At 69.5% G+C, this 24,412-nt stretch carries 24 protein-coding genes and 3 pseudogenes; 16 read left to right on the top strand and 11 right to left on the bottom strand.

Annotation, left to right across the window (positions count from 1 at the left end):
- Nucleotides 1–228 precede the first annotated feature (228 nt).
- The 4 genes and pseudogenes from ACP4J0_RS37110 (at nt 229) to ACP4J0_RS37095 (ending at nt 2,822) form a co-directional block, all read left to right on the top strand.
- Nucleotides 229–411 carry a hypothetical protein gene (locus ACP4J0_RS37110; protein WP_426603627.1) on the top strand — a complete coding sequence of 61 codons (183 nt, stop codon included), beginning with the start codon at nt 229–231 and terminating at the stop codon, nt 409–411.
- 15 nt (nt 412–426) lie between these two features.
- Nucleotides 427–564: pseudogene (locus ACP4J0_RS37105) on the top strand (transposase); the annotation flags it as partial.
- Nucleotides 559–1,926 (top strand): transposase, encoded by a 1,368-nt coding sequence (locus ACP4J0_RS37100; protein WP_426603629.1) that lies wholly within the window; start codon nt 559–561, stop codon nt 1,924–1,926. The pseudogene ACP4J0_RS37105 and the gene ACP4J0_RS37100, both read left to right, overlap by 6 nt.
- A 239-nt stretch (nt 1,927–2,165) precedes the next feature.
- A complete protein-coding gene (locus ACP4J0_RS37095) occupies nt 2,166–2,822 on the top strand; it encodes a class I SAM-dependent methyltransferase (RefSeq protein ID WP_426603625.1) in 657 nt (218 codons plus the stop codon).
- A 415-nt stretch (nt 2,823–3,237) separates the two neighbouring features.
- Here ACP4J0_RS37095 and ACP4J0_RS37090 read toward each other — a convergent pair whose 3' ends face one another.
- Complete coding sequence (locus tag ACP4J0_RS37090) at nt 3,238–3,879, bottom strand: TetR/AcrR family transcriptional regulator (RefSeq protein ID WP_426603623.1); 642 nt, start codon at nt 3,877–3,879, stop codon at nt 3,238–3,240.
- A 51-nt stretch (nt 3,880–3,930) separates the two neighbouring features.
- On the opposite strand from ACP4J0_RS37090, the gene ACP4J0_RS37085 reads away from it, so the two are divergent.
- Complete coding sequence (locus ACP4J0_RS37085; protein ID WP_426603621.1) at nt 3,931–4,851, top strand: SDR family NAD(P)-dependent oxidoreductase; 921 nt, start codon at nt 3,931–3,933, stop codon at nt 4,849–4,851.
- A 220-nt stretch (nt 4,852–5,071) separates the two neighbouring features.
- Here the strand turns inward: ACP4J0_RS37085 and ACP4J0_RS37080 are convergent, their stop codons facing one another.
- From ACP4J0_RS37080 to ACP4J0_RS37070, 3 genes are all read right to left on the bottom strand, one after another.
- A complete protein-coding gene (locus ACP4J0_RS37080) occupies nt 5,072–5,980 on the bottom strand; it encodes a MerR family transcriptional regulator (protein ID WP_426603619.1) in 909 nt (302 codons plus the stop codon).
- A gap of 363 nt (nt 5,981–6,343) precedes the next feature.
- Entirely contained in the window at nt 6,344–7,186 is an 843-nt protein-coding gene (locus ACP4J0_RS37075) for an NAD(P)H-binding protein (RefSeq protein WP_426603617.1), read from the bottom strand.
- Nucleotides 7,186–7,593, bottom strand: coding sequence for a nuclear transport factor 2 family protein (locus tag ACP4J0_RS37070; RefSeq protein WP_426603615.1), 408 nt, complete (start codon nt 7,591–7,593; stop codon nt 7,186–7,188). Before ACP4J0_RS37070 ends, ACP4J0_RS37075 begins: the two co-directional genes overlap by 1 nt.
- Before the next feature lie 162 nt (nt 7,594–7,755).
- Between ACP4J0_RS37070 and ACP4J0_RS37065 the strand changes: the two genes are divergently transcribed.
- The 3 genes from ACP4J0_RS37065 (at nt 7,756) to ACP4J0_RS37055 (ending at nt 11,260) form a co-directional block, all read left to right on the top strand.
- Nucleotides 7,756–8,583 carry a helix-turn-helix transcriptional regulator gene (locus ACP4J0_RS37065; RefSeq protein ID WP_426603614.1) on the top strand — a complete coding sequence of 276 codons (828 nt, stop codon included), beginning with the start codon at nt 7,756–7,758 and terminating at the stop codon, nt 8,581–8,583.
- A 780-nt stretch (nt 8,584–9,363) separates the two neighbouring features.
- Nucleotides 9,364–10,272 carry a zinc-binding dehydrogenase gene (locus ACP4J0_RS37060; protein WP_398916281.1) on the top strand — a complete coding sequence of 303 codons (909 nt, stop codon included), beginning with the start codon at nt 9,364–9,366 and terminating at the stop codon, nt 10,270–10,272.
- Nucleotides 10,273–10,342: 70 nt separating this feature from the next.
- Nucleotides 10,343–11,260 (top strand): cupin domain-containing protein, encoded by a 918-nt coding sequence (locus tag ACP4J0_RS37055; protein ID WP_426603611.1) that lies wholly within the window; start codon nt 10,343–10,345, stop codon nt 11,258–11,260.
- Nucleotides 11,261–11,579: 319 nt separating this feature from the next.
- Here ACP4J0_RS37055 and ACP4J0_RS37050 read toward each other — a convergent pair whose 3' ends face one another.
- Entirely contained in the window at nt 11,580–12,845 is a 1,266-nt protein-coding gene (locus ACP4J0_RS37050; RefSeq protein ID WP_426603610.1) for an MFS transporter, read from the bottom strand.
- 140 nt (nt 12,846–12,985) lie between these two features.
- On the opposite strand from ACP4J0_RS37050, the pseudogene ACP4J0_RS37045 reads away from it, so the two are divergent.
- Nucleotides 12,986–13,923: pseudogene (locus ACP4J0_RS37045) on the top strand (LysR family transcriptional regulator).
- Between the two features lie 42 nt (nt 13,924–13,965).
- Here the strand turns inward: ACP4J0_RS37045 and ACP4J0_RS37040 are convergent.
- Nucleotides 13,966–14,561, bottom strand: a pseudogene (locus ACP4J0_RS37040) (tyrosine-type recombinase/integrase); the annotation flags it as partial.
- Nucleotides 14,562–14,690: 129 nt separating this feature from the next.
- Between ACP4J0_RS37040 and ACP4J0_RS37035 the strand changes: the two are divergent.
- Nucleotides 14,691–16,193 (top strand): carboxylesterase/lipase family protein, encoded by a 1,503-nt coding sequence (locus ACP4J0_RS37035; RefSeq protein ID WP_426603608.1) that lies wholly within the window; start codon nt 14,691–14,693, stop codon nt 16,191–16,193.
- 510 nt (nt 16,194–16,703) lie between these two features.
- Here ACP4J0_RS37035 and ACP4J0_RS37030 read toward each other — a convergent pair.
- Complete coding sequence (locus tag ACP4J0_RS37030) at nt 16,704–17,603, bottom strand: aminoglycoside phosphotransferase family protein (RefSeq protein WP_426603606.1); 900 nt, start codon at nt 17,601–17,603, stop codon at nt 16,704–16,706.
- 379 nt (nt 17,604–17,982) lie between these two features.
- On the opposite strand from ACP4J0_RS37030, the gene ACP4J0_RS37025 reads away from it, so the two are divergent.
- Entirely contained in the window at nt 17,983–18,786 is an 804-nt protein-coding gene (locus ACP4J0_RS37025; RefSeq protein ID WP_426603604.1) for a class I SAM-dependent methyltransferase, read from the top strand.
- Between the two features lie 325 nt (nt 18,787–19,111).
- On the opposite strand, the gene ACP4J0_RS37020 is transcribed toward ACP4J0_RS37025, so the two are convergent.
- Nucleotides 19,112–19,309, bottom strand: coding sequence for a hypothetical protein (locus ACP4J0_RS37020; protein WP_426603602.1), 198 nt, complete (start codon nt 19,307–19,309; stop codon nt 19,112–19,114).
- A 295-nt stretch (nt 19,310–19,604) separates the two neighbouring features.
- Here ACP4J0_RS37020 and ACP4J0_RS37015 point away from each other — a divergent pair, with 295 nt between their 5' ends.
- On the top strand, nt 19,605–19,922 hold the full coding sequence (locus ACP4J0_RS37015) for a hypothetical protein (protein WP_426603600.1): 318 nt from the start codon (nt 19,605–19,607) through the stop codon (nt 19,920–19,922).
- Here ACP4J0_RS37015 and ACP4J0_RS37010 read toward each other — a convergent pair.
- Both ACP4J0_RS37010 and ACP4J0_RS37005 read right to left on the bottom strand, forming a co-directional pair.
- A complete protein-coding gene (locus ACP4J0_RS37010; protein WP_426603598.1) occupies nt 19,906–20,076 on the bottom strand; it encodes an alcohol dehydrogenase catalytic domain-containing protein in 171 nt (56 codons plus the stop codon). The two genes, ACP4J0_RS37015 and ACP4J0_RS37010, sit on opposite strands and share 17 nt — an antisense overlap.
- Nucleotides 20,073–20,348, bottom strand: coding sequence for a hypothetical protein (locus ACP4J0_RS37005; RefSeq protein ID WP_426603596.1), 276 nt, complete (start codon nt 20,346–20,348; stop codon nt 20,073–20,075). The genes ACP4J0_RS37010 and ACP4J0_RS37005 overlap by 4 nt, the downstream gene beginning before the upstream one ends.
- Before the next feature lie 85 nt (nt 20,349–20,433).
- On the opposite strand from ACP4J0_RS37005, the gene ACP4J0_RS37000 reads away from it, so the two are divergent.
- A complete protein-coding gene (locus tag ACP4J0_RS37000; protein WP_426603594.1) occupies nt 20,434–20,766 on the top strand; it encodes a hypothetical protein in 333 nt (110 codons plus the stop codon).
- 404 nt (nt 20,767–21,170) lie between these two features.
- Here ACP4J0_RS37000 and ACP4J0_RS36995 read toward each other — a convergent pair whose 3' ends face one another.
- Nucleotides 21,171–21,782 carry a TetR/AcrR family transcriptional regulator gene (locus ACP4J0_RS36995; protein ID WP_426603592.1) on the bottom strand — a complete coding sequence of 204 codons (612 nt, stop codon included), beginning with the start codon at nt 21,780–21,782 and terminating at the stop codon, nt 21,171–21,173.
- 253 nt (nt 21,783–22,035) lie between these two features.
- Between ACP4J0_RS36995 and ACP4J0_RS36990 the strand changes: the two genes are divergently transcribed.
- From ACP4J0_RS36990 to ACP4J0_RS36980, 3 genes are all read left to right on the top strand, one after another.
- The gene (locus tag ACP4J0_RS36990; protein WP_426603590.1) at nt 22,036–22,680 is read left to right on the top strand and encodes an isochorismatase family protein; all 645 of its coding nucleotides are present in this window, start codon (nt 22,036–22,038) and stop codon (nt 22,678–22,680) included.
- Nucleotides 22,681–22,739: 59 nt separating this feature from the next.
- Nucleotides 22,740–23,492: an SDR family NAD(P)-dependent oxidoreductase gene (locus ACP4J0_RS36985; RefSeq protein WP_426603588.1), complete on the top strand. Its 753-nt coding sequence runs from the start codon at nt 22,740–22,742 to the stop codon at nt 23,490–23,492.
- A 48-nt stretch (nt 23,493–23,540) separates the two neighbouring features.
- A partial coding sequence (locus ACP4J0_RS36980; protein WP_426603586.1) for an FAD-binding oxidoreductase occupies nt 23,541–24,412 on the top strand: 872 nt, incomplete at its 3' end.

The following is a 24,412-nucleotide window of genomic DNA, read 5'->3' as shown; positions in this document are numbered from 1 at the left end:
CGACCACAGTTCGTCCGACACGATCCACGGCCGCGACTGACGGTTTCCCATAACCAGACTTACGAGACAGCAGGCCGAGAGTCTCATGATCAGCAGCTTTTGTTAGAGCCAGTTATTCCGTGCCCGGCGGGGCTGGCGGCTCGTTGGTCGGGACAGCAGCGGCCGTCTTGGCGATCCCGGTCGCGGGTGGGGTGTGGAATGTCGATGCGGCCGAGGCCGTGGCCGACCGTGCCTGAGCTGACCGCGCAGGTGGCGCGGGCGGTGGCGGCACGGGGCCCGTACCCGTTGGCGATGCGGGTCCGTGACGAGCTGGGCGAGTTGTTCGCGGACGCCGAGTTCGCCGAGGCGTTCGGGACCAGAGGGAGGCCGGGCTGGTCACCGGGCCAGCTGGCGCTGGTGACGGTGTTGTAGTTCGCCGAGAACCTCACCGACCGGGCGGCAGCGCATCGGGTGCGGTACGGCATGGACCTGAAGTACGCGCTCGGCCTGGAGCTGGATGATCCCGGGTTCGACGCCTCAGTGCTGTCCGAGTTCCGCACGCGGCTGGTCGAGCACGGGATGGAGGAGAAGGTGCTCGACCTGCTGCTGACCGCCCTCAAGGACCGGGGCCTGGTGAAGGCGGGAGGCAGGCAGCGCACCGACTCCACCCGCGTGCTGGCGGCGGTCCGCGACCTGAACAGGCTGGAGCTGGCCGGGGAAACACTGCGGGCCACGCTGGAGGCGCTGGCCTGCGCGGCCCCGGACTGGCTGGCCGGGGCGGTGTCCGTTCGGGAATGGGCCGACCGCTACGGCCCACGGACTCACTCCTGGCATCCGCCGGCTTCTACGAGCAAACGCGAGGAGATGGCCCTGGTATACGGCCGGGACGGGTTCGCGCTGCTGGAGGCGGTGCATGCTCCTGATGCCCCGGCCTGGCTGCGCGAACTCCCAGCGGTGCAGGTCCTGCGCACGATGTGGGTGCAGAACTACCACCGCACCGTGACCGAGGCCGGAGCGGAGGTGAAGCGGCGGGAGAGCAAAGACCTCCCGCCCGGCAGACTGCGGCTGGCCTCTCCGTACGACACCGACGCGCGCTACGGCCTCAAACAGGGCTCCTGGTGGACCGGCTACAAGATCCACATCAGTGGGTCCTGCGACGATGCCGATGGTTTGGACGCGGCTACCGGCCAGGCGACGCCCCTTGGAGCCGACGGACCGCCGCCGCGCTTGATCACCAGCATCGCGACCACCGACGCCACAGTGACCGATGCGGAAATGACCGAACCGGTCCATCACATGCTCGCCGCCCGCGATCTCCTGCCCGCCGAGCACTTCCTCGACTCCGGTTACGCCTCCGCCGAGTTGATCGTGGGTATGAAGAAGAACTTCGGAGTCACCCTGGTCACCCCGGTCCTGATGAACAGCTCACCCCAGGCGCGTGCCGGCGCTGGTTTCGACCGCACCGCGTTCACCATTGACTGGGACAAGCGGCAGGCCACCTGCCCACGCGGGGACACCAGCACCTGGTGGAGCCCCGCCACCCTGCGCGGCACCAAGGCCATCGTCATCAAGTTCGACAAGGAGACATGCCGCCCCTGCCCGGTGCGCGACCAGTGCACCCGCTCGAAGACCGGCGGCCGGACCCTCTCCCTGCAACCCCGCGAGCTGCAAGAAGTCCTCGACCATGCCCGCCTCCAGCAGGACGACGAGCAGTGGCGAGCCAGGTACGGAACCCGCGCGGGCATCGAGGGAACCATCCACCAGGCCGTCGCGGTCACCGGGATGAGACGTGCCCGCTACCTCGGTCTCCAGAAGACCCACCTGGAGCACGTCTTCTCCGCCGTTGCGCTCAACCTCATCCGCCTCGATGCCTGGTGGAACGGCCACCCGCTCGACCGCACCCGCGTCAGCCACCTTGCCCGGCTCGACCTCTCCCTCGCCGCGTGACCGAATAGGGGTCTTACTGGTGTGATCGCCTAATCAACTGTCGCCGGTTTCCCGAGGAACCCAGCCAGTTGGTGACCGACTGTGGTTGCCAACGGCGTATCGGCTCCGGGTCCCACCGGCCTCGTTGCGGAGCCGGGTGGTGGTCTTGTCGTGGTAGCGAGAGCGTCTGCGGCGACGGGCGCGGGATTCGGCACGAGGTGGGAGAACAGCTGCGAACGGCGGGTGTTAACTTCCTTCCCGTGGCGGAGCACCAGGACGAGACCAGGGCGGCCTACGACGGGGTCGTCGAGCTGTATGCGTCGATGTTCGCTGACCGGCTGGAGACGCAGCCGTTCTCGCGGAACATGATCGGCACCTTCGCCGAGCTCGTGCGCGGGACGGGGAACCCGCGGGCGGCCGATGTCGGCTGCGGGCCCGGACATCTGACGGCCATGCTGCATGACCTGGGGCTGGATGCCTTCGGGCTCGACCTCTCCCCAGCCATGGTCGACCACGCCCGGCGGGCCCATCCGGCGCTGCAGTTCGACGAGGCGCGCATGGAGGACCTGCCAGTCGAGGACGGCGCGCTCGGTGGCGTGCTGGCCCACTACTCAATGATCCATACCCCGCCTGGGGAATTGCCCGCGCTGCTCGCCGAGCAGGCGCGTGTCCTGGCACCAGGGGGCCTGCTCCTGGTGTCCTTCTTTGGGACCGAGGGGCCCGAGCCGGTCCGCTTCGACCACAAGGTGACGCCCGCCTATAGCTGGCCGGCGGACCGGTTCGCCGAGCTGCTGGCCCGGTCCGGGCTCGTCACGTTCGCGCGGCTGCTCCACGACCCGGCCTCTGAGCGGGGCTTCCTCGACGCCCACTTGCTGGCCCGCAAGTCGGAGGACACCGTCGAGGCCACCGCACAATAAGCCAGCAGGATCGTCACCAGCCGCAAACGGTCACGTCCGGCGACGTGTCGGGCGACCGAGTCGACGCCGGGGCGGGCGTATCGCTCCGGGGAGCGGACGACGGAGGCGTGGCGGGAGCGGGCCAGCAGCATCGGGGGCGAGGTGCCGTCCTCGGCGTCGTGCGTCAGGGCACTGTGCCGTAGCCGGTGGAGCGTCCACCCGTCCAGGTCCTCGACGTCCTCGGGCGCGGCGAGCGGTTCGGCGACGAGGAGGCCGGGTTCGTCGGCCGGGAGGGCTTCCCCAACCGGCAGAGCGAAGGCGCCCAGGAGGTGCTGCGGGTCGAACGAGACGAAAAGGGAGCATCAGCTCGCCGCGGGTCCTCGCCGTCCTCGCCCGGGGCGTCTGCCGTCGAGGGGGCGGCGTGGGCGTTGCTCTGTCACGCGCCGGCGTCCGTGACCACGCGGACGAGGGTGTCGACGAGTTCGTCGGCGGTGGTGTGCCACTTGTCTGTGTCGAGGTGGCCGCTGAGCTCCATGCCCGCGATGCCGTGGGCGCTGGTCAGCAGCAGGGCGCCGTAATGCCGTGCGTTCCGCTCTCCCGCGAGGGCGGCGACGATGTCCAGGAATTCGTCCTGGAAGCGTTCGGCCGCGCGGTCGGCCACGGCCGGGTCGCCTTCCGGCCCGCACAGCTGACGCCGGATGCGGTCCATCCCGTCACCGAGTTGCCCAGGAAGGTTTGCGCGCCGCCTGAACAACACCTGGTACAGGTGCGGCTGCTTCCGGCCGACGTCGATGAGGGCGCGGAGAGCGCCGCGCAGCTTCTCGGAGGCAGACAGGGCCGGGTCGGTCCGAAGGGCGTGCACCTGGTCGCCGATCCGTTCCCAGCGTTCGGCCGCGACGGCGGTCAGCAGGCTGTCCTTGCCCGTGAAGTGCCGGTACGGCGCTCCGCGGGTCACGCCTGCCCGCGCGCCCACCTCGCGCAGGGTGACCGCTTCGGGGCCGCCGAGGTCGAGGAGTTCGGCGGCCGCGTCGAGCAGGGCGCGGCGGGTGGCGGCGGCGGACTCGGCACGGGTGGTCATGACGCCCATCATACAGTTGACAGTGTCACCTGAACCGGTACCGTAGCCAAGGTGACAACGTCATCTGAAACCCAGAAGTTGGTCGTGGTAACCGGAGCCTCCACGGGCATGGGCGCGTCAGCCGCCCGCGAACTGGCTCGCCAGGGGTTCCACGTCCTGGCCGGCGTGCGCCGCGACCGTGACGCCGACGCCATCCGGTCGACCGGCATCGAGCCGGTCATCCTCGACATCACCAAGTCCGAGCAGGTGGAGGCACTCGCCTCGCGGGTCGCCGACGACCCGCGCGCGCTGCACGCGCTCGTCAACAACGCCGGCGTCCAGGTGAACGCCCCGGTCGAGGCCCTGCCGTTGACGGAGTGGCGGCGGGTGTTCGAAGTCAACCTCTTCGGCCACATCGCCGTCACTCAAGCGCTCCTGCCCGCGCTGCTGCGCAGCAAGGGCCGTGTGATCAACATCAGCTCGGTCGGCGGCAAGTTCGCCATGGCCACATACGGCGCGTACGCCGGCGCGAAGTTCGCCCTGGAGGCGGTCAGCGACTCGCTCCGCCGGGAGGTCGCTCCGCTGGGCGTACAGGTGGTCGTGGTCGAGCCCGGCGGCGTCCGCACGGAGATGGCTGCCCGCGGGGTCGAGACGGCGAACCACCTGGCTGCCCGGATGACGCCGGAGCAGGACGAGCGTTACGGCAGCCTGGTCCGGGCGAACAACACGTTGATGACCTCGGGCACTGCGTCAGGCCTGACCGCCGACGCCGCCGCCCGGGTCATCGCGAGGGCCGTGACGACGCGTAGACCGCGCACCCGCTACACCGCCGGCCGGGATGCCGCCCTGATCATGCGCCTGGGCCCGATGCTGTCCGACCGCACGCTCGACCGCGTCCTCGCCGCCAACCTGCGCCGCCACTACCCGAAGGGAGCCGTTGGCCGACGAGGACTCCACGAACGGCTCCGTCCCCTGTGGTGCGGCCACCGGTGAGCTCACAGTCAGCGGACAACTCGCCCTCCTGCCCGGGACGAGGACTCTCCCGGCGTCAAGCCGCGGGCTCACTGCACGAGCGTCGCACCGCGGCCAGACCAAGGCCACGGCTTTCATACGCAAGGCAGGCATCCATCAGGTTCTCAGGCGTGCGCCCCAGCGTGGGCGCCGCCGGCCCGGCGCAGCAGCACATCCCGGTGGAGGCCGGCCTGAGTTCGGCTCACGCCTGATCCGCGGTGCGCAGGGCCCGCGCCAGCCATTCCAGCTCCTCGGTCGCGTCGGGCGACGCGTCCTGCCCGCGCACACGGGCGACGAGCCTGCGGTAGTGCTCCGCTCCTGCCTCGATCCCGGCCTCCAGACTGCGCAGCACGGCGGCCCGATCGGCGTCACCGAACAGCTCGGACAGCACCTCGGCCGCTGCCGGCCCCTCGGGAGCGATCCCGCCCTTTCTGACCTCCGCGACGGTCTGCACGACCTGCCTGGCCCACCAGATGGACGCCCCGGGGGGACGGCCCTGCCCCGGTACGGGCGTGTTGAGCTCCATCCATGTGCGCAACCGGGCGCGGAAACCGGGGTCCCGCACCAACTCGGCCAGTTCGATCCAGGCGTCGACCTGCTCAGGTGTGGGCTCGTCGGGCAATTCGATGCTGAAGGTACGCAGGCGGTCGCGCAGACGCGGGTCGTCGAGGCCGCCGAACACCTCCTCCTTGAACTCGTCGATGATCTGCTTGCGCTCGGCGGCGGAAAGCCGCGCCAACCGGTTCATCAGTGCTGTCTCCTCAACGGTCGAACCCCGTTTCGCCACGGTGGACAGGACGGCCCGGCTCACCTTGAGTGAGCGGATCTGCGCGTCGAGCGCGGCCACATGCGCGTCGGCGACCTCGGCGACCGTGGTGCGGCCGCTCAGAACGCGGCACACGTCGCCGAGCCCGAGGCCCAGCTCCCGCAGGGTGCGGACCAGCTCGACGCGGGCCACGGACTCGGCGTCGTACAAGCGGTAGCCGCCCGCGGAGCGGGCCACAGGCGGCACCGCCCCCTCGTCCGACCAGAAGCGCAGGGTACGCACCGAAAGTCCGGTGCGGTGCGCGAGCTGGCCGATGGTGAGCACGTCGGGGCGTTCGTCGTCCATGAGCAAGATCCTGAACCCTCCGGCGGCTGGAGACTCAAGCGCCTCAGTGCGACATCCCGTGAGTTCTCCGGAGCTCTGCCGAGTTCCCTCACCACCGCCGGCGCCGACAGCATGCGCCTCCGCGCCTCCGCGCCTTCGACCAGACCGCAGACCGCAGACCGCAGACCGCAGACCGCAGACTGCAGACTGATCAGATTGGACGAGAAGGCCGGGCCAGGCGCTCAGGCCCCCAGCAAGAACCACGGGAACCCAGGCGGGAACCCACGGGATGTCGCACCATCCGATGCGGCGTCACATCATGTGGCGCCGAACCGCACTCTCCGCGTGGTTCCTACTCGACCGCACACCGCTGCTGTTCAGGCACTACCGCGTCCACTCGTACGCGTGATCCGAGATGAATTCGGCAAAGGCGCGCGGCGGACGGCCGGTCAGTTCGAGCACCGCGGTGCTGACCTGGTCCTCGCGTCCCTCCTGGATGCCGCGCTCGACGGCGGCAAGCGCGGCAGCGAACTCGGTCGGCATTCCGGAGGCACGGTAGGCGGCAGCCTGTTCCTCCTCCGTAATACGCTCCACCCGAACCTGCCTGCCGGTCTTCGCGGTGATGATCTGCGCGGCCTGTGGGTAGCTCATCCCGTGCGGCCCGGTGATCAGGTAGTCGCTTCGGGCGTCCACCCCCAGGTCGGCCAACAGCGCGGCGGCACTGGCCGCGATGTCCCGCGCATCGACCCACCCCAGCTTGCCGTCACCGGCTGCGGTGCGGATCTCACCGAGTCGATGGATGCGCTCGGCCAGGGGGTGCGGGCGCAGGAAGTTCTGCATGAAGCCGGACGCGCGGAGTACGACGCCTCCGGGCTGGGCCTGAACCCGAGCGGCCAGCTCCACAGCGCTGGGCGCGTTCGGCAGCACGATGGCGGAGCCGAGCATCACGAGGCGCCGGATACCGGCCCGCCGCGCTTGGCGCAGGAAGGGCTCGACCAGCGGCAGCGGGTCCACGCTCTCCACCGGCGGGAGCAGGAAGACCCGGTCCGTCCCGTCGAGCGCGGGCCCGTATGTGGTCGGGTCGCTCCAGTCGAAGCGGATCGCATCAGGATCGGCTGCGGCCGGGTTCCGGCTGGCGGCCCGTGTCTGCACACCAGCGTTGCGGAGCACCCGCACCAGCGTCCTGCCGGTCTTGCCGGTGCCTCCGGTCACCAGCACTCCGGACATCAGCCGTCCTTCCTTTCCAGCGAGTCGATCAGCCCGGCGAGACCCCCGGCAGCGGCGGCCGCCGACAGCGGGCTCCAGTAATCCCGATACAGAGCGATCAGCCCGTCGCGGGCCGTGAGAACCACGATGTAGTCCAGGCGGTAGGGCCGGGAGGTGGCCACGGTGCGGCCGGTGGCCGTCCACTCCACGACGACGGTGTCCGTTTGATCCGTGGGCCGCACGGTGAGCGCGGTCACCTCCTTCATGTCCATCAGCTCCGGATAGGGGGCGAGGTAGGCACGTACCTCCTCACGTCCGCGGAGAACGCGAGGGGAGCTCCCGGCCGCGAAAGGGAATTCCGCAATTCCGTCAGGCGCCCACAGATCTGCCACGGCATTCATGTCTTTGACCAGCATCAGATCGATCATGCGGCGAAAAGTTTCCTCAGGGGTCCTGGGCACCATTTCTCCTCGTAGTCAACAAACCGACCACGTCACCATGCACAGCAGATGTGCGGCCGCGGAACGGACAGCCAAGCCCCGGACCGGCAGTGCGAGGCTCAGCCGTCCCTCCTGTGACAGGATGAAAGAGTGAGCAGCCAGGAACTCGCAGCCTTTCTCCGCCGGCGCCGCGAGGAACTGCGACCAGAAGACGTGCCGGCCGAAGCGACGCTTCCACCAGGCCGGCGCGCCCGTCGCACACCCGGACTGCGCCGCGAAGAGGTAGCCGCCCTGGCACAGGTGTCGGTGAGCTACTACGAACGACTGGAACAGGCACGGGCACCCCGGCCCTCACCGCAGGTGTTGGTCGCGCTGGCGACGGCTCTCCAACTCACCGAAGCAGAGCGTGACCATCTGGCCCGCCTGGCCGGACAAGCGCTGCCGGCGGAGAACGGCGGCGCGCCGGACCACGTACCCGAGGATGCCCAGCAACTGCTCGGCAGACTTGACGGCATCCCTGCCTACATCGTCAACGACCGGCAGGACATCGTCGCCTGGAACGCAGCAGCCGCGGCTCTGATCACGGACTTCTCCCGTCTCACATCCGACGAGCGCAACGTCACGCGCATGTCGAAGAGATTCCGTGACACCCTCTGCACCGGCGCGCCCGGTTCGGAGTCCGATTTCTCTCAGCAGGCAGCCGCTCAATTGCGCGCAGCCAGCGTTCGGCACCCCACGGACAACGTGCTCGCAGAGCTGATCAACGAGTTCGCAATCCACGATCCGGATTTCGCGAGCAGCTGGCGTGATCACGCTGTGCGCCCCATGCCCAGCGTGCGAAAAAACCTGCGTCACCCCACCCTGGGCGAGCTGGAAGTCGACCGGCACACCCTCGGCCTGCCCGGCTCAGGCTTCTCCTTGGTGATGTACACGGCAGAAGCCGGCAGCCCCAGCGCCGCTGCGCTGAAGAGCCTCTGACCGCCGCCACCACGGAAGCCACCGCGTCCGCCGAGGTCGGGCCGCGCGGGGTGGAACCGTGGCCTCGGGACGGAGGAACCGTAGCTTCGGGCCGCAGAGCTGCCCACTCCGGAGCTTCACGCGCATGTTCCGAGCAAGCCCAGGACAGCCGTGCGCCGGTGCCGCCGCGCCACGCCGGCGCGGCCCGATCGACGGGGGTTGAGACTGGTGGGCTCGCATGTTGAGGTGTCGCGTATTCCTCGTTGAGGCTGTGCCTGGCGTCACTGTGTGTGGTCGCCGAAGGCGTACCGGTTCCAGGATCCTCCGGCTTCAGTGACCAGGCGGGTGTCTGTCTTGCCGTGGTAACCGAGGGCGGTGCCTGGAAGTGCGAGTTGGCAGATCGCAGAGGGGTCTGCCGCGCTGCGGCGGGACGCTCCTGGCCCGCTCCTGCCACACCTCCGTCCCCTCCCTGGCTGAACGCTCGCTCCGGCGCCGACGCGGTCGCCCAGGCACGTCACCCAGCGCGACTCCGCAGCCCGACGCAAGCGCTGGCGCCTCAAGATCATTACATTGCCGGGCGTGTCTGTGCCCGGCACTGCGTCATCCACCGGACGGGACAGGGCTCGACGCACCGCGAGTCGCACTGACACTGATTGTCAACTGATTGATTCTCACGGGTCTGGTCGCTGTCCCGGTCCTGCGAAAGGGTTCCAAGAAGGCGGCAGTGCGGCATCTGCGCACTCGATCTGCTGCCGCGCCGAGTGTTCAGGCGTACCCACGAGAGAAGGAAACACATCCCTGATGCGCGCCCTTGTGGTCAATCACAGTGAGGCCGGACCCGTCCGGTTCGCCGATGTCGATGAGCCCGTACCGTCCACCGGTCAGGCGTTGGTGGAGATACGGCACATCGGTCTCAACTTCGGAGAGCTGAATTACGTGCACCAGTGGCCGGCCGGCGCTGTGCACGGTCACGACGCGGCCGGCATCGTGGTGCGCGCCGCGTCCGACGGCTCGGGGCCGCCCGCAGGTACGCGCGTCGCAGTGGGAATGGCCCCCCACGCGTGGGCGGAGCGGGTGGCAGTCAGCCCCGCCTCGCTCGGCACCGTCCCCGAGGGTGTCGATCTGGCCCACGCCGCGGCCCTGGGGATCGCCGGAGTCACCCCTCTGCGAGTGCTGCGCAAGCGTTCCCTGCTGGCGCGCAACGTTCTGGTCACCGGCGCCAGCGGGGGCGTGGGGCACTTCGCCGTCCAGCTGGCGGCGCTGGCGGGCGCCCGGGTGACGGCACTCGTCGGTTCGCCGGAGCGGGCCGCCGGACTCCGTGAACTCGGCGCCGACAAGGTCCTGACCGACCTGGCCGAGACCGGGGACCGGTTCGACCTCGTCCTGGACACGGTCGGCGGACCACTGGTGGCTCGGGCGTGGAGTTCCCTCGCCGAGGGCGGCACCATCCACCTGGTCGGCTACTCCTCGGGGCAGGAAACCACCTTCCCGGCAGGGGTCTTGTTCGGCTTCGGCGAACCCCGCAGCATCGCCACCTACGGGGACATGACGCCGACCGGCGGGGAGCTGACGGACCTGCTGGGCCTCATGGCCGCCGGGAGGCTCTCGGCGCCGGTCGGACTGCGAGGCGACTGGCAGGGCGTGGACGACGCCGTCCGGGCGCTGTTCGCGCGGAAGGTGCACGGAAAGGTCGTTCTTGACGTGGTCTGACGCTGCAGGCGAGGACACATGCGCCTCGCCCGCCGGCGGGCGGTTCGCGGCGGTGGACGAGAATGGACCCATGGATGTGCTGGCGGAGGTCTTGCGTGTTTCGGGTGCGCGTGGAGGGCTCGGGGTCGTGCTGAAGGCCGGCGGAACCTGGGGCCTGTGGCTGGACTCCTACCCAGGGGCGGCGCTGCACGTGGTGTCCCGCGGCACCATGTGGCTCCACGTCACGGGCGAGAAACCTCTTGAGGTGCGGGCCGGAGACGCCGTCCTGGTGTCGCCGGGCACCGCACACGGGATAGCCGGCGGAGCCAGTGTGACGATGGGTTCCTGCGACCGTGAGGCAGCGGCCCGGTCCTTTGCCGATGGCCGGGCCCTGCGGCTGGGCTCGGCGCCGGTGCAGACGGAAGTGATCGTCCTGCACTACGAGCAGGACTCGGAGGTGCGCACACCGGTGCTCACCTCCCTCGCCCGGCCGATGCATGTCGCAGCCCGGGAGAACGCGCAGCTCGCAAGGACCGTCGGACTTCTCGCTGCTGAGCTCGCACAGCCGCAGATCGGCACCACCGCCGCCGTCAACAGCATCGTCGACCTGCTGCTCGTCCAGTTCGTACGCGCCTGGCTGGCCCGCCACCCGCAGGAGCGGTCCGGCTCATGGCTGGGAGCGATGCGTGATCCGGTCGTGCGCGACGCTCTGGCGTGTGTCCACGCCCAACCGGAGCGCCCCTGGACCACGGAGACCCTGGCCGCCGCGACGAACGTCTCCCGGGCGACGCTGTCCAGGCGTTTCCGGTCCGCCCTCGGACAGACGCCGGGCGCGTACGTGACGCAGTGGCGTATCGACCTGGCGTCCGTCCGGCTCCGCGATACCGATGAGCCCGTCGAGTCGATCTCCGGCGCGGTCGGATACGGCTCTCCGCACGCTTTCAGCCGTGCCTTCAGACGTGCCCGAGGCACGGCCCCGGGCGAATATCGTTCTCGACTTCGCAGGTGATCTGGCCTCGACTGGTAGGAACATCGGAACGAAAACCGGCGCTGAGCCCCTGGAGGGCTTGAGAGCGCTTTGATTTTGCGCGAACGTCGGCGATGGCCCCTTCCACGCGACCGAGCAGGGCGTTTCGGTCCTCGCCTTCGGGCACGAAGGCCAGGACCGCGGGCTGGTAGTCCATGACGGGAAGAGCGGTGTCCGCGGGACCAAGTACGGGGGCAGTGCTCACGCGAGTGTTCTCCTTGCCGGTGGTGTGCCTGGTCGACGCGGACGCGCACCGTGGTCCGGCTGAGGGCTGCGGGCTTCAGTGGTGAGTTGCGGTGTCTCATGAGTGGCTGCGGGACAGTTCCGGCTCGTGCTGCGACGTCTGGTCCTGTCGGGGAAGCAGCAGTGGTGTGGTCAGGATGAGCAGTCCTGCGACGGTGAGAGCGGTGCGTGGGCTGGTGATGTCGGCGAGCAGCCCGGCGAGTGCGGTGAGGACGGCGATGGATGCCTGCTGGCCGATCGACCAGGCCGTCAGGGTGCGGGCGACGAGATGTTTGGGTGTGTGTTCGAGCCGGTAGGTGGCGAGCACCGGGCTGTACAGGCTCATGTTGATGATGATCGTCAGCTCGACGGCCATCACGGTGACGAGGCCGATGACGCCGGGAGGGACAAAGGCCAGGCCGATCAGCCAGATGGCGCGCAGGGTGCCGACGGTCCGGAAGACCCAGTGCCGGCCGAAGCGGGCCACGACACGGCGGGCCAGCCGGGAGCCGATGAGGCCGCCGAGGCAGGGAGCAGCGAAGGCAAGGGCGTACTGCCAGGGTGGGAACCCGAGCTGGCGAAGCAGGAGCACGGCCAGCAGCGGCTCGGTGGCCATGATCAGACCGGCGACGAGCATGTGGTTGAGGTAGAGCGGCCGCAGACCGGGGTGGCCCATGATGTGTCGCCAGCCGTCGAGCAGGGCGCCTGCCCGCGGCACGGCGTCCTCCGCCCGGACCGGGCTCTTGTCGGTCGTTCGCGGCGCTTCTTCCTGACCGCGGATCGCGGTGATGCCCAGCGCGGAGAGCAGGTAACTGAGCGCGTCGGCCACCACGGTGGCCACCGGCCCGAACAGGCCGACCGCCGCCCCGCCCAGCGGTGGCCCCACCGCGATGGAGCTCCAGTTCGTGGACTCGAACCTCGCGTTGGCGACGAGAAGGTCGTCCGGCCGCACGAGGGCCTTGAGGTAGGCGCCGCCGGCCGCGTTGAAGGCGATCTTGGCTGCGGCGACCACGGCCGAGACCACGAGCAGCTGGACGAAACCGAGCCATCCGAAGGCGTAGGCGACCGGGATCGTCGCCATGGCCGCAAACCGGGCCACGTCCATCATGATCATGACCGGGCGCTTGCGCCGGACCTCCACCCACGGCGCGAGCGGCACCGCGATCAGCGCACCCACCGCAGGCCCCACCGCGGACAGCGCGGACACCTCAGCGGGTCCGGCATGCAGCACCAGCACAGCGATCAGCGGCAACGCCCCGAACCCCAGCCCGGACCCGTACGCGCTCACCGCGTATGACGCCCACAGCCAGCCGAACTGCCGGCCCAACCGTCTCCTGCCCGCCATGCTCAGCTCACTCACCTTGAGATCCCACCCGAACAAACTGACGTTGACCGATGAGAGGTAAGCGGGCAGGACAGCAGCAGGTCAAACAACAGACCTGCCAGCAATCCACAACTAACAGTTGTTCACTAAGGTGGGTCGGCGTGGACCTCGAAGCAGTACGTACCTTCGTCGCCGTCGCGGAAGCGGGCCAGTTCCAGAAAGCCGCCACCGACCTGTCGATCACCCAGCAGGCCGTCTCCAAACGCATCGCCACGCTGGAGCGCACCCTCGGCGTGCGGTTGTTCACCCGTGCCCCACGCGGCGCCGAGCTCACCATCGATGGTCAGGCGTTCCTGCCCCACGCACGCGAGCTGCTGCGCGTCGCCGAGCGCGCGGGTGCGTCCGTGCGCCCAGGCCACCGTCCGCTTCGCGTCGACGTGATCGCCTCGCGCAGCGCGCAGTCGAGCCTGATGCGCGGCTTCCACCGCGCACACCCCGAGATCGACCTCGACGTGATGATGCTGTTCGACATCGAGACCGCCGTCACCGCCATTCGCTCCGGTGCGATCGACGCGTCCTTCCGCGCCGTCGCCGCGCCCGGCCGACCCCTCCCCGAGGACATCGAGTCCGTCCGGGTGCTCGACGAACCGCTCCAACTCCTCACCGGCCCCGCCCACGCACTGGCGGGCGCCCGATCGGTGCCCCTCGCCCAGCTCACCGGGCACCGAATCTGGATGCCCGGCATCGCCCCCGGTACCGAGTGGGGCGCCTACTACGACGACCTCGTCGCCGAGTTCGGCCTCACCATCGAGGTGACCGGCCCCAACTTCGGCTCCGACGCGCTCCTCGACACCATCTCCGACACCCCGGCCCTGGCCACCTTCATGGGCGAACACACCCGCCTCATCTGGCCCACCGACCACGGCCTGCGTCGCATCCCGGTGACCGACCCGACACCCGTCTACCCGCACTCGCTCCTCTGGCACCGCGACAACCCCCACCCAGCGCTGGCCACCCTCCGCACCCACCTCGCCGCCACGACGGCCGGCCAAGACGCCGCCGGAACACCTGGGCACCGGGCTGGGTGATTCCTCGCTGAACGGCTCCTGCCCGTGCGGCCGGCCCCGCCCAGAGCAGGCGGTCAACGGCGGGCGTCGCCGGGGGCGAGCAGGCTGGTCAGCTCGGCGATTGCCTCGGGGGAGGGCTTGAAGTAGCGGCGGACGCTCTCCGGCTTCTTGTGCCGGGACTTCGCCATCAGCATCAACAGCGAGGCACCCTGTTCGCCGAGATGGGTCAGGGCGGAGTGGCGGTACTCGTGCAGGTCCCAGCCCGTACCCGGCCCGCGCAGGGCGGTGTGCTCGTCGAGCAGGGCGCGGGCCTGCCCGTACGACAGCCTGGCCAGCCCGGTGTCCGGGCATACGTTGCGGGGGCTGACGACCTTGCCCGGCCCCGGGCGGCGGTGGGTGACGAACACCGGCCCGCGGGTTCGTCCCTTGAGTAGCCGGGGCAGCAGTCGGGCGGTGCCGGCATCCCAGTACACGGGCTCCAGCACGTGTCCTCGCGCGACTGGCCCCGGCGGCGGGCCTTGGTCCGGGCGCCCTCGGCCTTGACCAGGCAACGGCGCCCGGCGAGGTCCAGCTCCTCGATGTTGACGCCCAGGATCTCCTCGGACCGCCCGGCGGTCTCGTAGAGCATCCGCCACAGCGTCTTCTCCCGCAGGTGCACCTCGCGCCGCGCGTTGATTGACATCACTGGTGCGTCAATCACCATGATCTTGGTGTTGGTCCTCGGGTGCCGCCCGATGCAAAGCTGAACCCAGCTCCTGGCGATCCGGCGTGTGAGCGTGTGATGAGAGGCATTGTTCCGATGGACACCTTCAAGACGGAGAACGGTGCGGTCCAAGGTTTTCGGGCTTCTGCCGAAGTCGTCGCCGTCCTCGGCATCCCCTATGCCGCCCCGCCGTTCGGCGCCCATCGGTTCCGGGAACCCTGCCCGGCACCGGCGTGGAGTGGAGTGCGGGACTGCACGGCCTTCGGCCCGGTCGCTCCGCAGTCGGCACAGCTGCCCGGCGCACCCGTGTGGTCGCCTGACGACGAGGACATCCTCACCGTCAACATATGGACCCCAGCCCCCGAGGGCGGCCGTCTGCCCGTCCTGGTCTGGATCCACGGCGGTGCCTACACCTTCGGATCCTCAGCCCAACCCGATTTCGACGGGACCTCGCTGGCCAGCGCCGGTCTGGTCGTCGTCACCCTCAACTACCGGCTCGGCTTCGAAGGTTTCGGCCACGTCCCCGCCGCCGAAGCAACCGCCTATCCGGACAACCGGGGTCTGCTCGACCAGATCGCGGCCCTGCGCTGGGTTCGTGAGAACATCGCGGCCTTCGGTGGCGATCCCGGCAACGTCACGGTCGCCGGCCAGTCTTCAGGAGCCGCTTCGGTCGCCTGCCTGATGGTGATGGACCGCGCCCGCGGCCTGTTCCACCGTGCCATCGCGCACAGCGCCGCCAGCCCTTGTTACCCGCTCGAAATCGCTGCGGCGACCACCCGTGAGATCGCTGCGGCAGCCGGCTGCCCCGCCACACCCGAGGGCCTGACATCCGCGACTCCGCAGGCCCTGGTCATCGCCTCCGACAAGGTGGTCGACGCCTACCGGCGGGACCCGGCCTCCGGATCCCGCCACTACGACCCCGCCCTCTACGCCCCCGTCCTTGACGGTGCCGTACTGCCTACCGACCCCCTCACAGGGATGGCATCCGGTGCGGCCCGGGAAGTGGACCTGCTGGTCTGCCACACGACTGAGGAGTACTGGCTGCTCGATGCCGTCGGCAGCAGCGCGAAGGTCACCACCGATGAGCAGCTGGCTCTCTTCGCCGAAGACTTCAACCTCCCCGACGGTCTGGTGGCCGGCTATCGCGCTGCGATGCCCCACGCCCCGGTGCTCGATGTCTACCTCGCCGTCTTCGGGGATCTCCTGTTCAGCGAGTACAGCAACCGACTCGTGGAGCTTCACGCCCGAGCCGGCGGCCGGGCGTTCCTGTCGCGTTTCGACCGTCGGCGCACCGGCCCGAACGGGGCCGTGCGTGCCTGGCACTGTGCGGACATCCCCTTCGCCTTCGGCAACCTCGACACCGACTGCCTGGCATTCCTCATCGGCGGCGCACCCACACCCGCGGACCACGCACTGGCACGCCGCATGGTGCGCGCGTGGGCCGATTTCGCCGCCACCGGGAACCCGGGCTGGCCATCGGTCGACAACTCCGCCGCCCAGGCCAGGACATGGAGCACTGAGGACGACCCCGCCGATGACACGGCCGCCGCCATACGAGCCCTCTGGGCCAAGGCCGACTTTCCCGTCCGGTGTCCGTGAACTGGCGAACCACCTCGGCATCTCGAAAGCCCCGGAGTCACCCAGAGCACATTCGCCTTGTCCCGTCCCAGGGCTGCTCAACGACTGGCCGACGCCGATGTTGTCGGTCTCGCCGGCGCATCCGGCCAGGACCGGCGGACTCTGGGTCAGGGGGTGTCGTTCGGCTCAGGTCGGCTGCAGGAAACGGCGCCTCCCACTCGGGCCCCTCCAGCAAGCGGGCCCGCCCAGGGAGCGGCTGCGGAACAAGTCGGGGGGCGAACCGGTTGGGGTTCGCGCTGCTGCTGGAGTTCTTCGAGGTGGAGGCCCGGTTCCCGGAGGACGCCGGGGAGATTTAGGCCGGTGAGGGCCGCAATGTCGGCGTGAGCCTGCTCGACGGCTTCGGGGTACGCCTCGCGCTTGGCGTGCTCGGCGAGGCCCGGTCGATGCTGGTCACCGAGGGGTTCTGGAAGTGACAGCGGGAGTGAGCGGCGCGGCGGCCGAGTGTACGGTGGCCAGAGAGGCCCGGTGGTGTCAGAGGCCCTTCAGGACACGATCAAGCGCCGACTGGCCTGCGGGCCCCCAGTGCGGCTTGCCGCCCGGCAAGCCGCGGTCCCCGTTCTGACCCATCAGCATCAGGAACAGGCTCTTCAACGCGGCCAGCCCACGCGCCCGTCGGACCGCCGCCTCGTCCGCCTGCGCATAGCTGTCGAAGAACCGCGAAGCGCCGCCCGAGGGGAGCAGCACCCAGGCGGCCGCAAGGTCCCAGGCCGGGTCGCCGGCGAAGATATCGCCGAAGTCGACGACGCCCGCCAGTGTCCCCTCGGCGACGACGACGTTTGCGGGATGCAGGTCGCCGTGAACCCACACTCGCGGGCCCTCCCACCCCGGAGCCGCAGCCGCGTCGTCCCACACGGCTCGGATGTCGTCCTCGGCGAAACGGCCGAGGTCCACAGCCCGCAGGAAGCGCTCGAAGCCCTCTGTGCACTCCTTGGGGTGACCGCCGCGGTCCGAGGCGTCCGGTGCTTCGGCGGGCGCCTCCACATGCAGTGCTTTGAGGAAGGCCGCCAGGATGTCGGCCGCGTGGTCGCCGCGGGTGATGGAGCCGTGGTCCAGCGGCGTGCCCTCAACCCATGTCATGACGGTCCAGATCTTGGGGAAGCGCTCGGACGGCGCACCGTCCCGTACGGGGACCGGGATCGGCAGCGGCACGCGCGAGGCCAGGGTCGGCAGCCACCGGCGCTCCTTGAGCTGCAGATCCGGGTTGGTGTCCATCCGCTGTATCCGGACCGCCAACTCGTCCCCGAGGCGCCACATCTGGTTGCCCCAGCCACCCGCCACCTCACGGATGGGTAGCGCGGCTAAGTCCGGATGCTGGTCCTGCAGCAGGTTGCGGACCAGGTCCTCGCTGATCTCAATCTCGGATTCGATCATGCGAAGTCACATTACTTGGCGCACGCGGAGGCGACCATGTCCCTTGGGGGATCCAGCTCCCCGACTGGAATTCCCGAGCCCCTTCGAAGAACCGACCGCTAAGCACCGCAGGCTGCGGTGCGTCCACCAGTTGAGGCAGTGAAAGCGCTCCGCAGTGAACGCGCGCTTGCCGGCCGCGGTCCCCATCGTGGCCGATGGGGCGCCGGTGGAGCGGGGACCTGCGTCGGTGCGGCGTGTCGTGGTTTCCCACGAAATCCGGTGGAGTCTCAGCGGCCGGAAGTGGTTGGGTCCTGCTCAATGCTTCGCTGACACGGCCCGGCACAGTGCGAGGCGCAAGGTCCGAATCGCAGGCGCGGTCCAGCCCGTGTGTCGTCGAGTGATGGAGGTTATCGCGGTGGCTGGTTATGGGGCGCTTTCCGACGTATACGAGTGGCTGATCGGGGACGACAGGTTGACCCCCGCCAAGGCAGCCGCGGTTTACTACAGCGATGTCGTGGGCTCTCTGCCACCCAACGCGCGCGTCCTCGACTGCGCGTGTGGAACCGGCCAGCTCGCCGTCGGTCTCGCGAGTCTTGGCCTTGACGTGGTCGCCGCAGACGCCAGCAGCGGGATGGTTCGCCGGACCGAGAAGGCCGCCGACGAGCAGGGTGTCTCGCTTCGATCCCTCCGCGCGAGCTGGGACGAGCTGCCCGACCACCTGGAGGACTCCACGTTCGATCTGGTGTTCTGCGTCGGCAACTCGCTCGGGCACGCCGAGGGCGCAGCCGGGCGCCTGACCGCACTGGAAGCGATGTCGCGGCTGCTGAATCCGGGCGGACGCCTCGTGCTCACGTCACGCAATTGGGAGCTCGTGCGCTCCGCCGGCTCACGGGTAGACGTCCGCGATCGACTCATCCGCCGCAACGACCGCGATGCGGTCGTCAGCTACTACTGGCAGATCGAGCAGCGCTGGGAGCAGGAACACTTCCTCGAGATCGTGGTCGCCCAGATCGAGCCGGATGGGGCAGTGCGAGCCTGCTCGGAGCGGTTGTCCATCTGGCCCTACAGGTACGAGGACCTTGTGGCGCAGTTGCGGAGTGTCGGGCTCACGGTGCAGTCCACCACCTTCGACCCCGAGAGCGATGGATACCTGGTGGTCGCCAGCCGCGACCAGGCGCGAGGCACGTCTGAGCCGGCGCGCTGATCCGCCTTTCGTCGTTGTCGTTGCCGACCTGCCGGCTCGCGACCGCCTGCAGCGGGTTCTTCGCGAAGTGTTCAGCGCTTGAAGCGGTTGCTGCGGGTGCCCCGGCGCGGTCCACGACATCAAGGCCGCACGAAGCCCCCGGCCGGTGGCCGGGGGCGGTGGTGGCTGTTCGTGTTGGAGGGCGTCGGTGACTGGTGCTCAGTCGTGGCGGGTTGTCGGCGGAGTGGCGCGTTGGTGTGCGGTCGATGACGGTGGAGTCGGTTGGTGCGCGTTTTCGCTGCGGGTGGGGCTCGTGTGCTCGTGGCGCAGCATTCGCACGGCACGGTCAGCTCTCGTAGAGAGCGCGCATGACGTCCCAGAACTGCTGGGGCCGGGTGGCCTCGCAGCTGGAGCATCGGCGCCCTGTGATCCAGCTACGGGCCGGGTGGTCCTGCTGGGCGGAGCGCTGGGTGTGCCCGTACTCGGTCCGGAGCGGTCGGCGGCAGAGCGGGCAGAGGTCGTCGTGAACGAGGTTCGGGTTCATGGGCGGCAGGATGCACACGTCGGTGGCTTACCGTCTCGGGCCGGCCCGGCGGCCCGCCTGGCGGACGCTCCGGTACAGATCTGGTGATGGCCTCCCGCCCGGCGGGAAGGACCCCGGATCACGCTTTTGTGCAGGTCAGCGCCGGGGTTCCATGGGTCGATGATCAGCAAAGCGGAGCTCCGCCCGGGTGGCGGGGTGCGTTACCTCTTTCGTGGCGTGATGGTCGGGCGACGGCCACCGCCGGGCGGGCACGTCGCTGCGCGACGCCCAGGATGAAGCCGGTGTCCCACCCGGTGTGTGGAAGGGCCGGGGTCTGGCCGCGCTCGGTCTCAAGGACGGGGACGTGGTGACCGAGCGGCAGGCCGAACTCCTCCTGGGGGAGGGCCGGCACCCGGACGCCGACCGGATCGCTTGGCGGCTGGATCGCCAGGTGGCCCACGCCACTGGCCGCGCCATTGATCAGGACGCGGTTGCCCTCGCCGATCCCGGCGGTCTCCACCAGCGCCTGCCAGGCAGTGAGGCCGGCTATGGGCAGGGCCGCGACTGTACATGGTCAAGGCGCTCCGACTTGCTGACGAAGGGGCGGGCCGGGGCGATCACGTACTCGGCGTAGAGCCGTGGCCATGAGGGAACGGCCGCATGCCAGAGACCTCGTCACCGACCTGGTGCACGGTCCCACCCGGGCCGACGGCCTCGACGATGCCCGACACGTCGTAGCCGAGCACGAACGGCGCCTTGCCGATGAAGACGCCCACTGTGCGATTCATGACTCGGCGCGGCCGACGGCCGCTACGACGTCGTCGTCACGTCCGTGGACGGCGGGCCGGTGAGGACTGACGAGAAATTCACCGTCACGCCAGATCGACGGCTTGAGGTGCTGGAATCTGCGGGCGCGGTCATCGTCGCGCCGGTCGATCCGCGCGGCCTGACGCGTGAACTGCTGCCTGGTGTCGCTGCTGTCCTCGCGCAGATCGCTTCGGGTGTCCGCGTCGCCTCTGTCTGCACCGGCGGGTTCGTCCTGGTCGCAGACTGCTGTCACCGCCCGGCCACCACATACTGGGGGATGCGCCCCCCTGTTCCGGAAGTGGTATCCGCACATCCGTTTCGACGAGAGTGTCCTGCTCGTGGTCGACGGCGACGTGCTGACCGCCGCGGGAGCAGCCTCCGGGATCGACCTGTGCCTGCACCTGATCCGCGCCGGCCACGGGATCAGTCTGGCCAACAGCGCCTCGCGATGCTGCGTGGTGCCGCCCTTCCGGGAGGGCGGGCAGGCCTCGTACATTGAACGCCCGATGCCCGAGGATGACGCCACCTCCACGTCCGCGATCCGCCAGTGGGCGTTCCAGCATCTCGGCGAGCCGCTTACTCTGCCCGAGCTGGTCCGGCACGCCCACAGGAGCCTGCGTACCTTCAGCCGCCGGTTCCGGGACGATACCGGGGTGACGCCGCGTCAGTGACTGATCAGGCAGCGCCTCGACCGTGCCCTGCATCTGTATCTGTATCTGCTGGAGTCGAGCACGCTGACTGCCGGCCAAATCGCCGCCGAGATCGGTTTCGCCTCGGCCGCCTCCCTGCGCCAGTTCATGAACGCCGAGCTGGGCCTCTCTCCCGGCGTGTACCGCCGTGCCTTCCATGCTTCGGAGTTGTTCACCCGGACCAAGGGTACTGAGGCCGTCGCGGTGGGCGGCCGAGGAGGCGACCGCGGCGAGCCCCGCCTCCGACCGGTCCGTACTCGCGGTCGGTCTCCCCGTCCGAAACCCCGTCGGCCCGCGCCGCAGCCGTACGCCCCAGGGTGCACGGGTCGCCTGCACCACGCTGCGGCGGGTGACGCCCCTCGGCCGCGCAGGTTCACGACGACGGGTCAGTCGAGCAGAATGCTGCGGAGGTTGGGGATGAGGTGGCTGATGAGTTCTTCGTCCGACATCGAGGCCAGGGTGCCGCTTTTGAAGACATACCGGGAGAACGTCACGCCGATGAGGTAAGCGCCCACGGAGGCGACGCGTTCTTCCAGCTTGGGGCCCGGAATCACGTGCCGGTACATCTCGAGACTGTCTTCCTGCATCGCGGCGAACAGTCGTTTGGCGGTCTCCTCCTCCGTGGCCACGGCACGAAGCATGGCCACGAAGGGGTCGTTGCCGCCGCTGACAGCCATCCGCCGAACGTAGGACCGGGCGATACGTGCCGGCAACGTCTTGGGGTCGCCGGCCACTTCCGCCATCAGCGTGCGAGGGCTGGGCACCGCGGCGAGGAACAGCTGCTCCTTGGATCCGAAATGCCGTATGACCAGGCCGTGCGTCACCCCCGCTCGACGCGCGACCTCGCGGATGGTCGTCTTGCCGAAGCCCAGTTCGGCGAAGGCGGCGCGCGCGGCTTCGACAATGGCGACCCTGCGCTCTTCGGGTGCGCGCCGGCGTTTTGCAGGCGGTGCGACGTCTTGATCGTTCGCGACAGCACTCGCTGTCTGTTCATCCATACCGTAAGTGTATACGTGGTCACCTCCTTGCTGTCCAGTTGGTTAATAAAATGGAGCGGAACGCGTCTGCTTTAACCGAATCATGACCATCATCCCCCAACTTCCCAGGACTCTAAGTAACCGCCTGGACATTAAAGAACCGCAGTTGTAGTGTCGCTAGTGACCAATTGGTCACCATTGGGCGGCGGTCTCCCCCTGCCGCTGCATGACCTTTCGTCCCTGCCTGCCTTCATGATGAGAAAGAGGTCCTGTCATGACTCCTGAGCCCCTCACCCCTGCCAATACCACCGTCGTTCTCGTCGACTACGCCGTCGGTTTCGCGAACCTCCTGCGCTCCCACAACCTCACCGAGCACATCAACAACGTCGTGGGCCTCGCGAAGACGGCGAAGTGGTACGGAAGCGGCCTTGTGGTGACCAAGGGGGAGTCCGGCAAGCCGTCCGGCCCGCTGTACCCGGAGCTGCTGGAGGCGATCGGCGACCAGCCGGTCATCGAGCGCTCGGTCGACTTCAACTCCTTCCTGGACGAATCGTTCGCCCAGGCGGTCCGGGCGCAGGGCCGGCAGAACGTGGTGATCGGCGGCATCGCCACCGACGGGTGCGTGCTGCAGACGGTGCTGGGGGGCCTGCGTGAGGGCTACCGCGTGCACGTGGCGGTGGACGCCTCCGCCAGCCTTTCGCTGGAGGCCCACAACGCGGCGGTGCAGCGCATGGTCCAGGCCGGCGCCGTCCCGGTGACCTGGTTCTCCCTGGCTGCCGAGTTCCAGCTCGACCCCGAGTTCCACGACGCCCCGCACCGTATGCGCCTGATGCAGGAGAACGTGCCGGCCATGGGCATGAGCGCCCGGTCGTTCGTCAACGCCGTCGAACTGGGCAAGCGCGCCGCCACGGCCGCCTGAGCCCATGGGGGCGAGCACCGGCCCACCCCGGCCCCCGCGCCCGCATCACAGGAAAGGGGGTGAACGATATACGAGGGAACCTGCTGCTGTCCGGACGGACTGTTGTGGTGGCAGGCGCGACCGGTGGCATCGGCGAGGGAATGACCCTCACGCTGCTTCGCCAGGGAGCCACCGTCGTGGCCACCGGCCGCAGCGAGGAACGGCTGGCCGACCTCGCTGCATACGCCAAGGATGCCGGTTCCGGCACCCTGGTCACCCACGCGGTCGATGTCGGCGACCCCGACAGCGCGTCGGTACGCGCCCAATTGTCCGGATACGGCGCGCTGAACGGCGCCGTCATCACCATCGGCGACTGGGGCGGCCCGGAACGCACTGGAATCCTCGACACCTCCACCACCGAGTGGCAGTCGATGATCGCCTCGAACCTGGCAAGTCAGTTCCACGCGCTCCGAGCGCTCACTTCACTGCTGTCCCGGGATGGGGCCCTGGTGCACCTGAGCGGGTCCAGTGCGGAGATCCCCCACCCGTTCTCCGCGCTCGTGGGCGCCACCAACGCGGCGAAGAAGTCGCTGGTGAGCTCACTGACGGCGGAACTGAACGGCGCGGGGCCGCGTGTCTGCGAACGCATCATCGGCCCCCTCCGCACCCGTCCACGTGCCGCTGTCGGAGCGGACAGTCCCGGTTGGTTCAGCGCCGAAGACCTCGGCCGGCACGCGGGCCGCCTCATCGCCGGCGACAGCCCGCACACCGCGGCCCCGCTTCAGTACCTGATCACCCGCGCCCACGGCCTACGGGCCACCCCGCCCGAGTGACGGACGCCAAACCAGCCCTTTCACCCTCACGGAGAACGCAGAGCACCGATGCGCACCACAGCCAGCCCACAGCCAGCCCCTGACGACCTCCTTCCGCAAAGCCTCGCACAGGTCGCTGTCCGGCCGGGCGACCGTGACTACGACGCGGTACGGCACACCTACACCCGCCTGGGATCCCCGGCCGCCGTGATACGCGTCCGTGATCAGAAGGACATAGCGGACGCCCTGGCCCATGCCCGTACCTCCCAGGTGCCACTGACCGCGCGTAGCGGCGGCCACGGCATCAGTGGCCGGTCCACCAACGACCAAGGCATCGTCATCGACCTCGCCGGGCTCGACGCAGTGGAGGTCGTCGACGCGAGATCCGGACTGGTGCGCGTGGAGGCGGGAGCCCGCTGGGGAGACGTCGCCGCAGCGCTCGCACCTCATGGCCTGGGCCTGTCCTCCGGAGACACCGGGGACGTCGGGGTCGGCGGTCTGGCCACCGCCGGTGGTATCGGCCTGATGTCCCGCCTGCACGGCCTGACGATCGACCACATGCGCGCCGCCGAACTCGTCCTGGCCGACGGCTCCCTGGTGCGCACCGACGCCGACCACGATCCGGACCTGTTCTGGGCCGTGCGCGGGGCGGGAGCCAACTTCGGGGTCGCGACGGCGTTCGAGTTCCAGACCGATCCGGTGCGCGAGGTGACCGTCGCGGTGACCGTCTACGACGCCGCGGACACGGCCGCGTTCCTCACCCGGTGGGGGGGCGCCCGGGGGGGGGCGCCCCCCCCCCGCCCCCCCCCATCTGGGCGGCCCCCCCCCTCGGGGGGGTTGTCTCAACCTGCGGCCCCCGCCGGCGCCGGCGGGGCGGGCGCCCCCGCCGCCGCCTGCGGGTGCGGGCCGCTGCGGGGCAGCCGGGTCTACGCAGGCTGCTG

It is taken from the genome of Streptomyces sp. WG7, from assembly GCF_049975785.1.
Taxonomy (GTDB): domain Bacteria; phylum Actinomycetota; class Actinomycetes; order Streptomycetales; family Streptomycetaceae; genus Streptomyces.
Note: the sequence above shows the minus strand (reverse complement) of the source record. Positions and strands in the feature narration are given on the sequence as shown.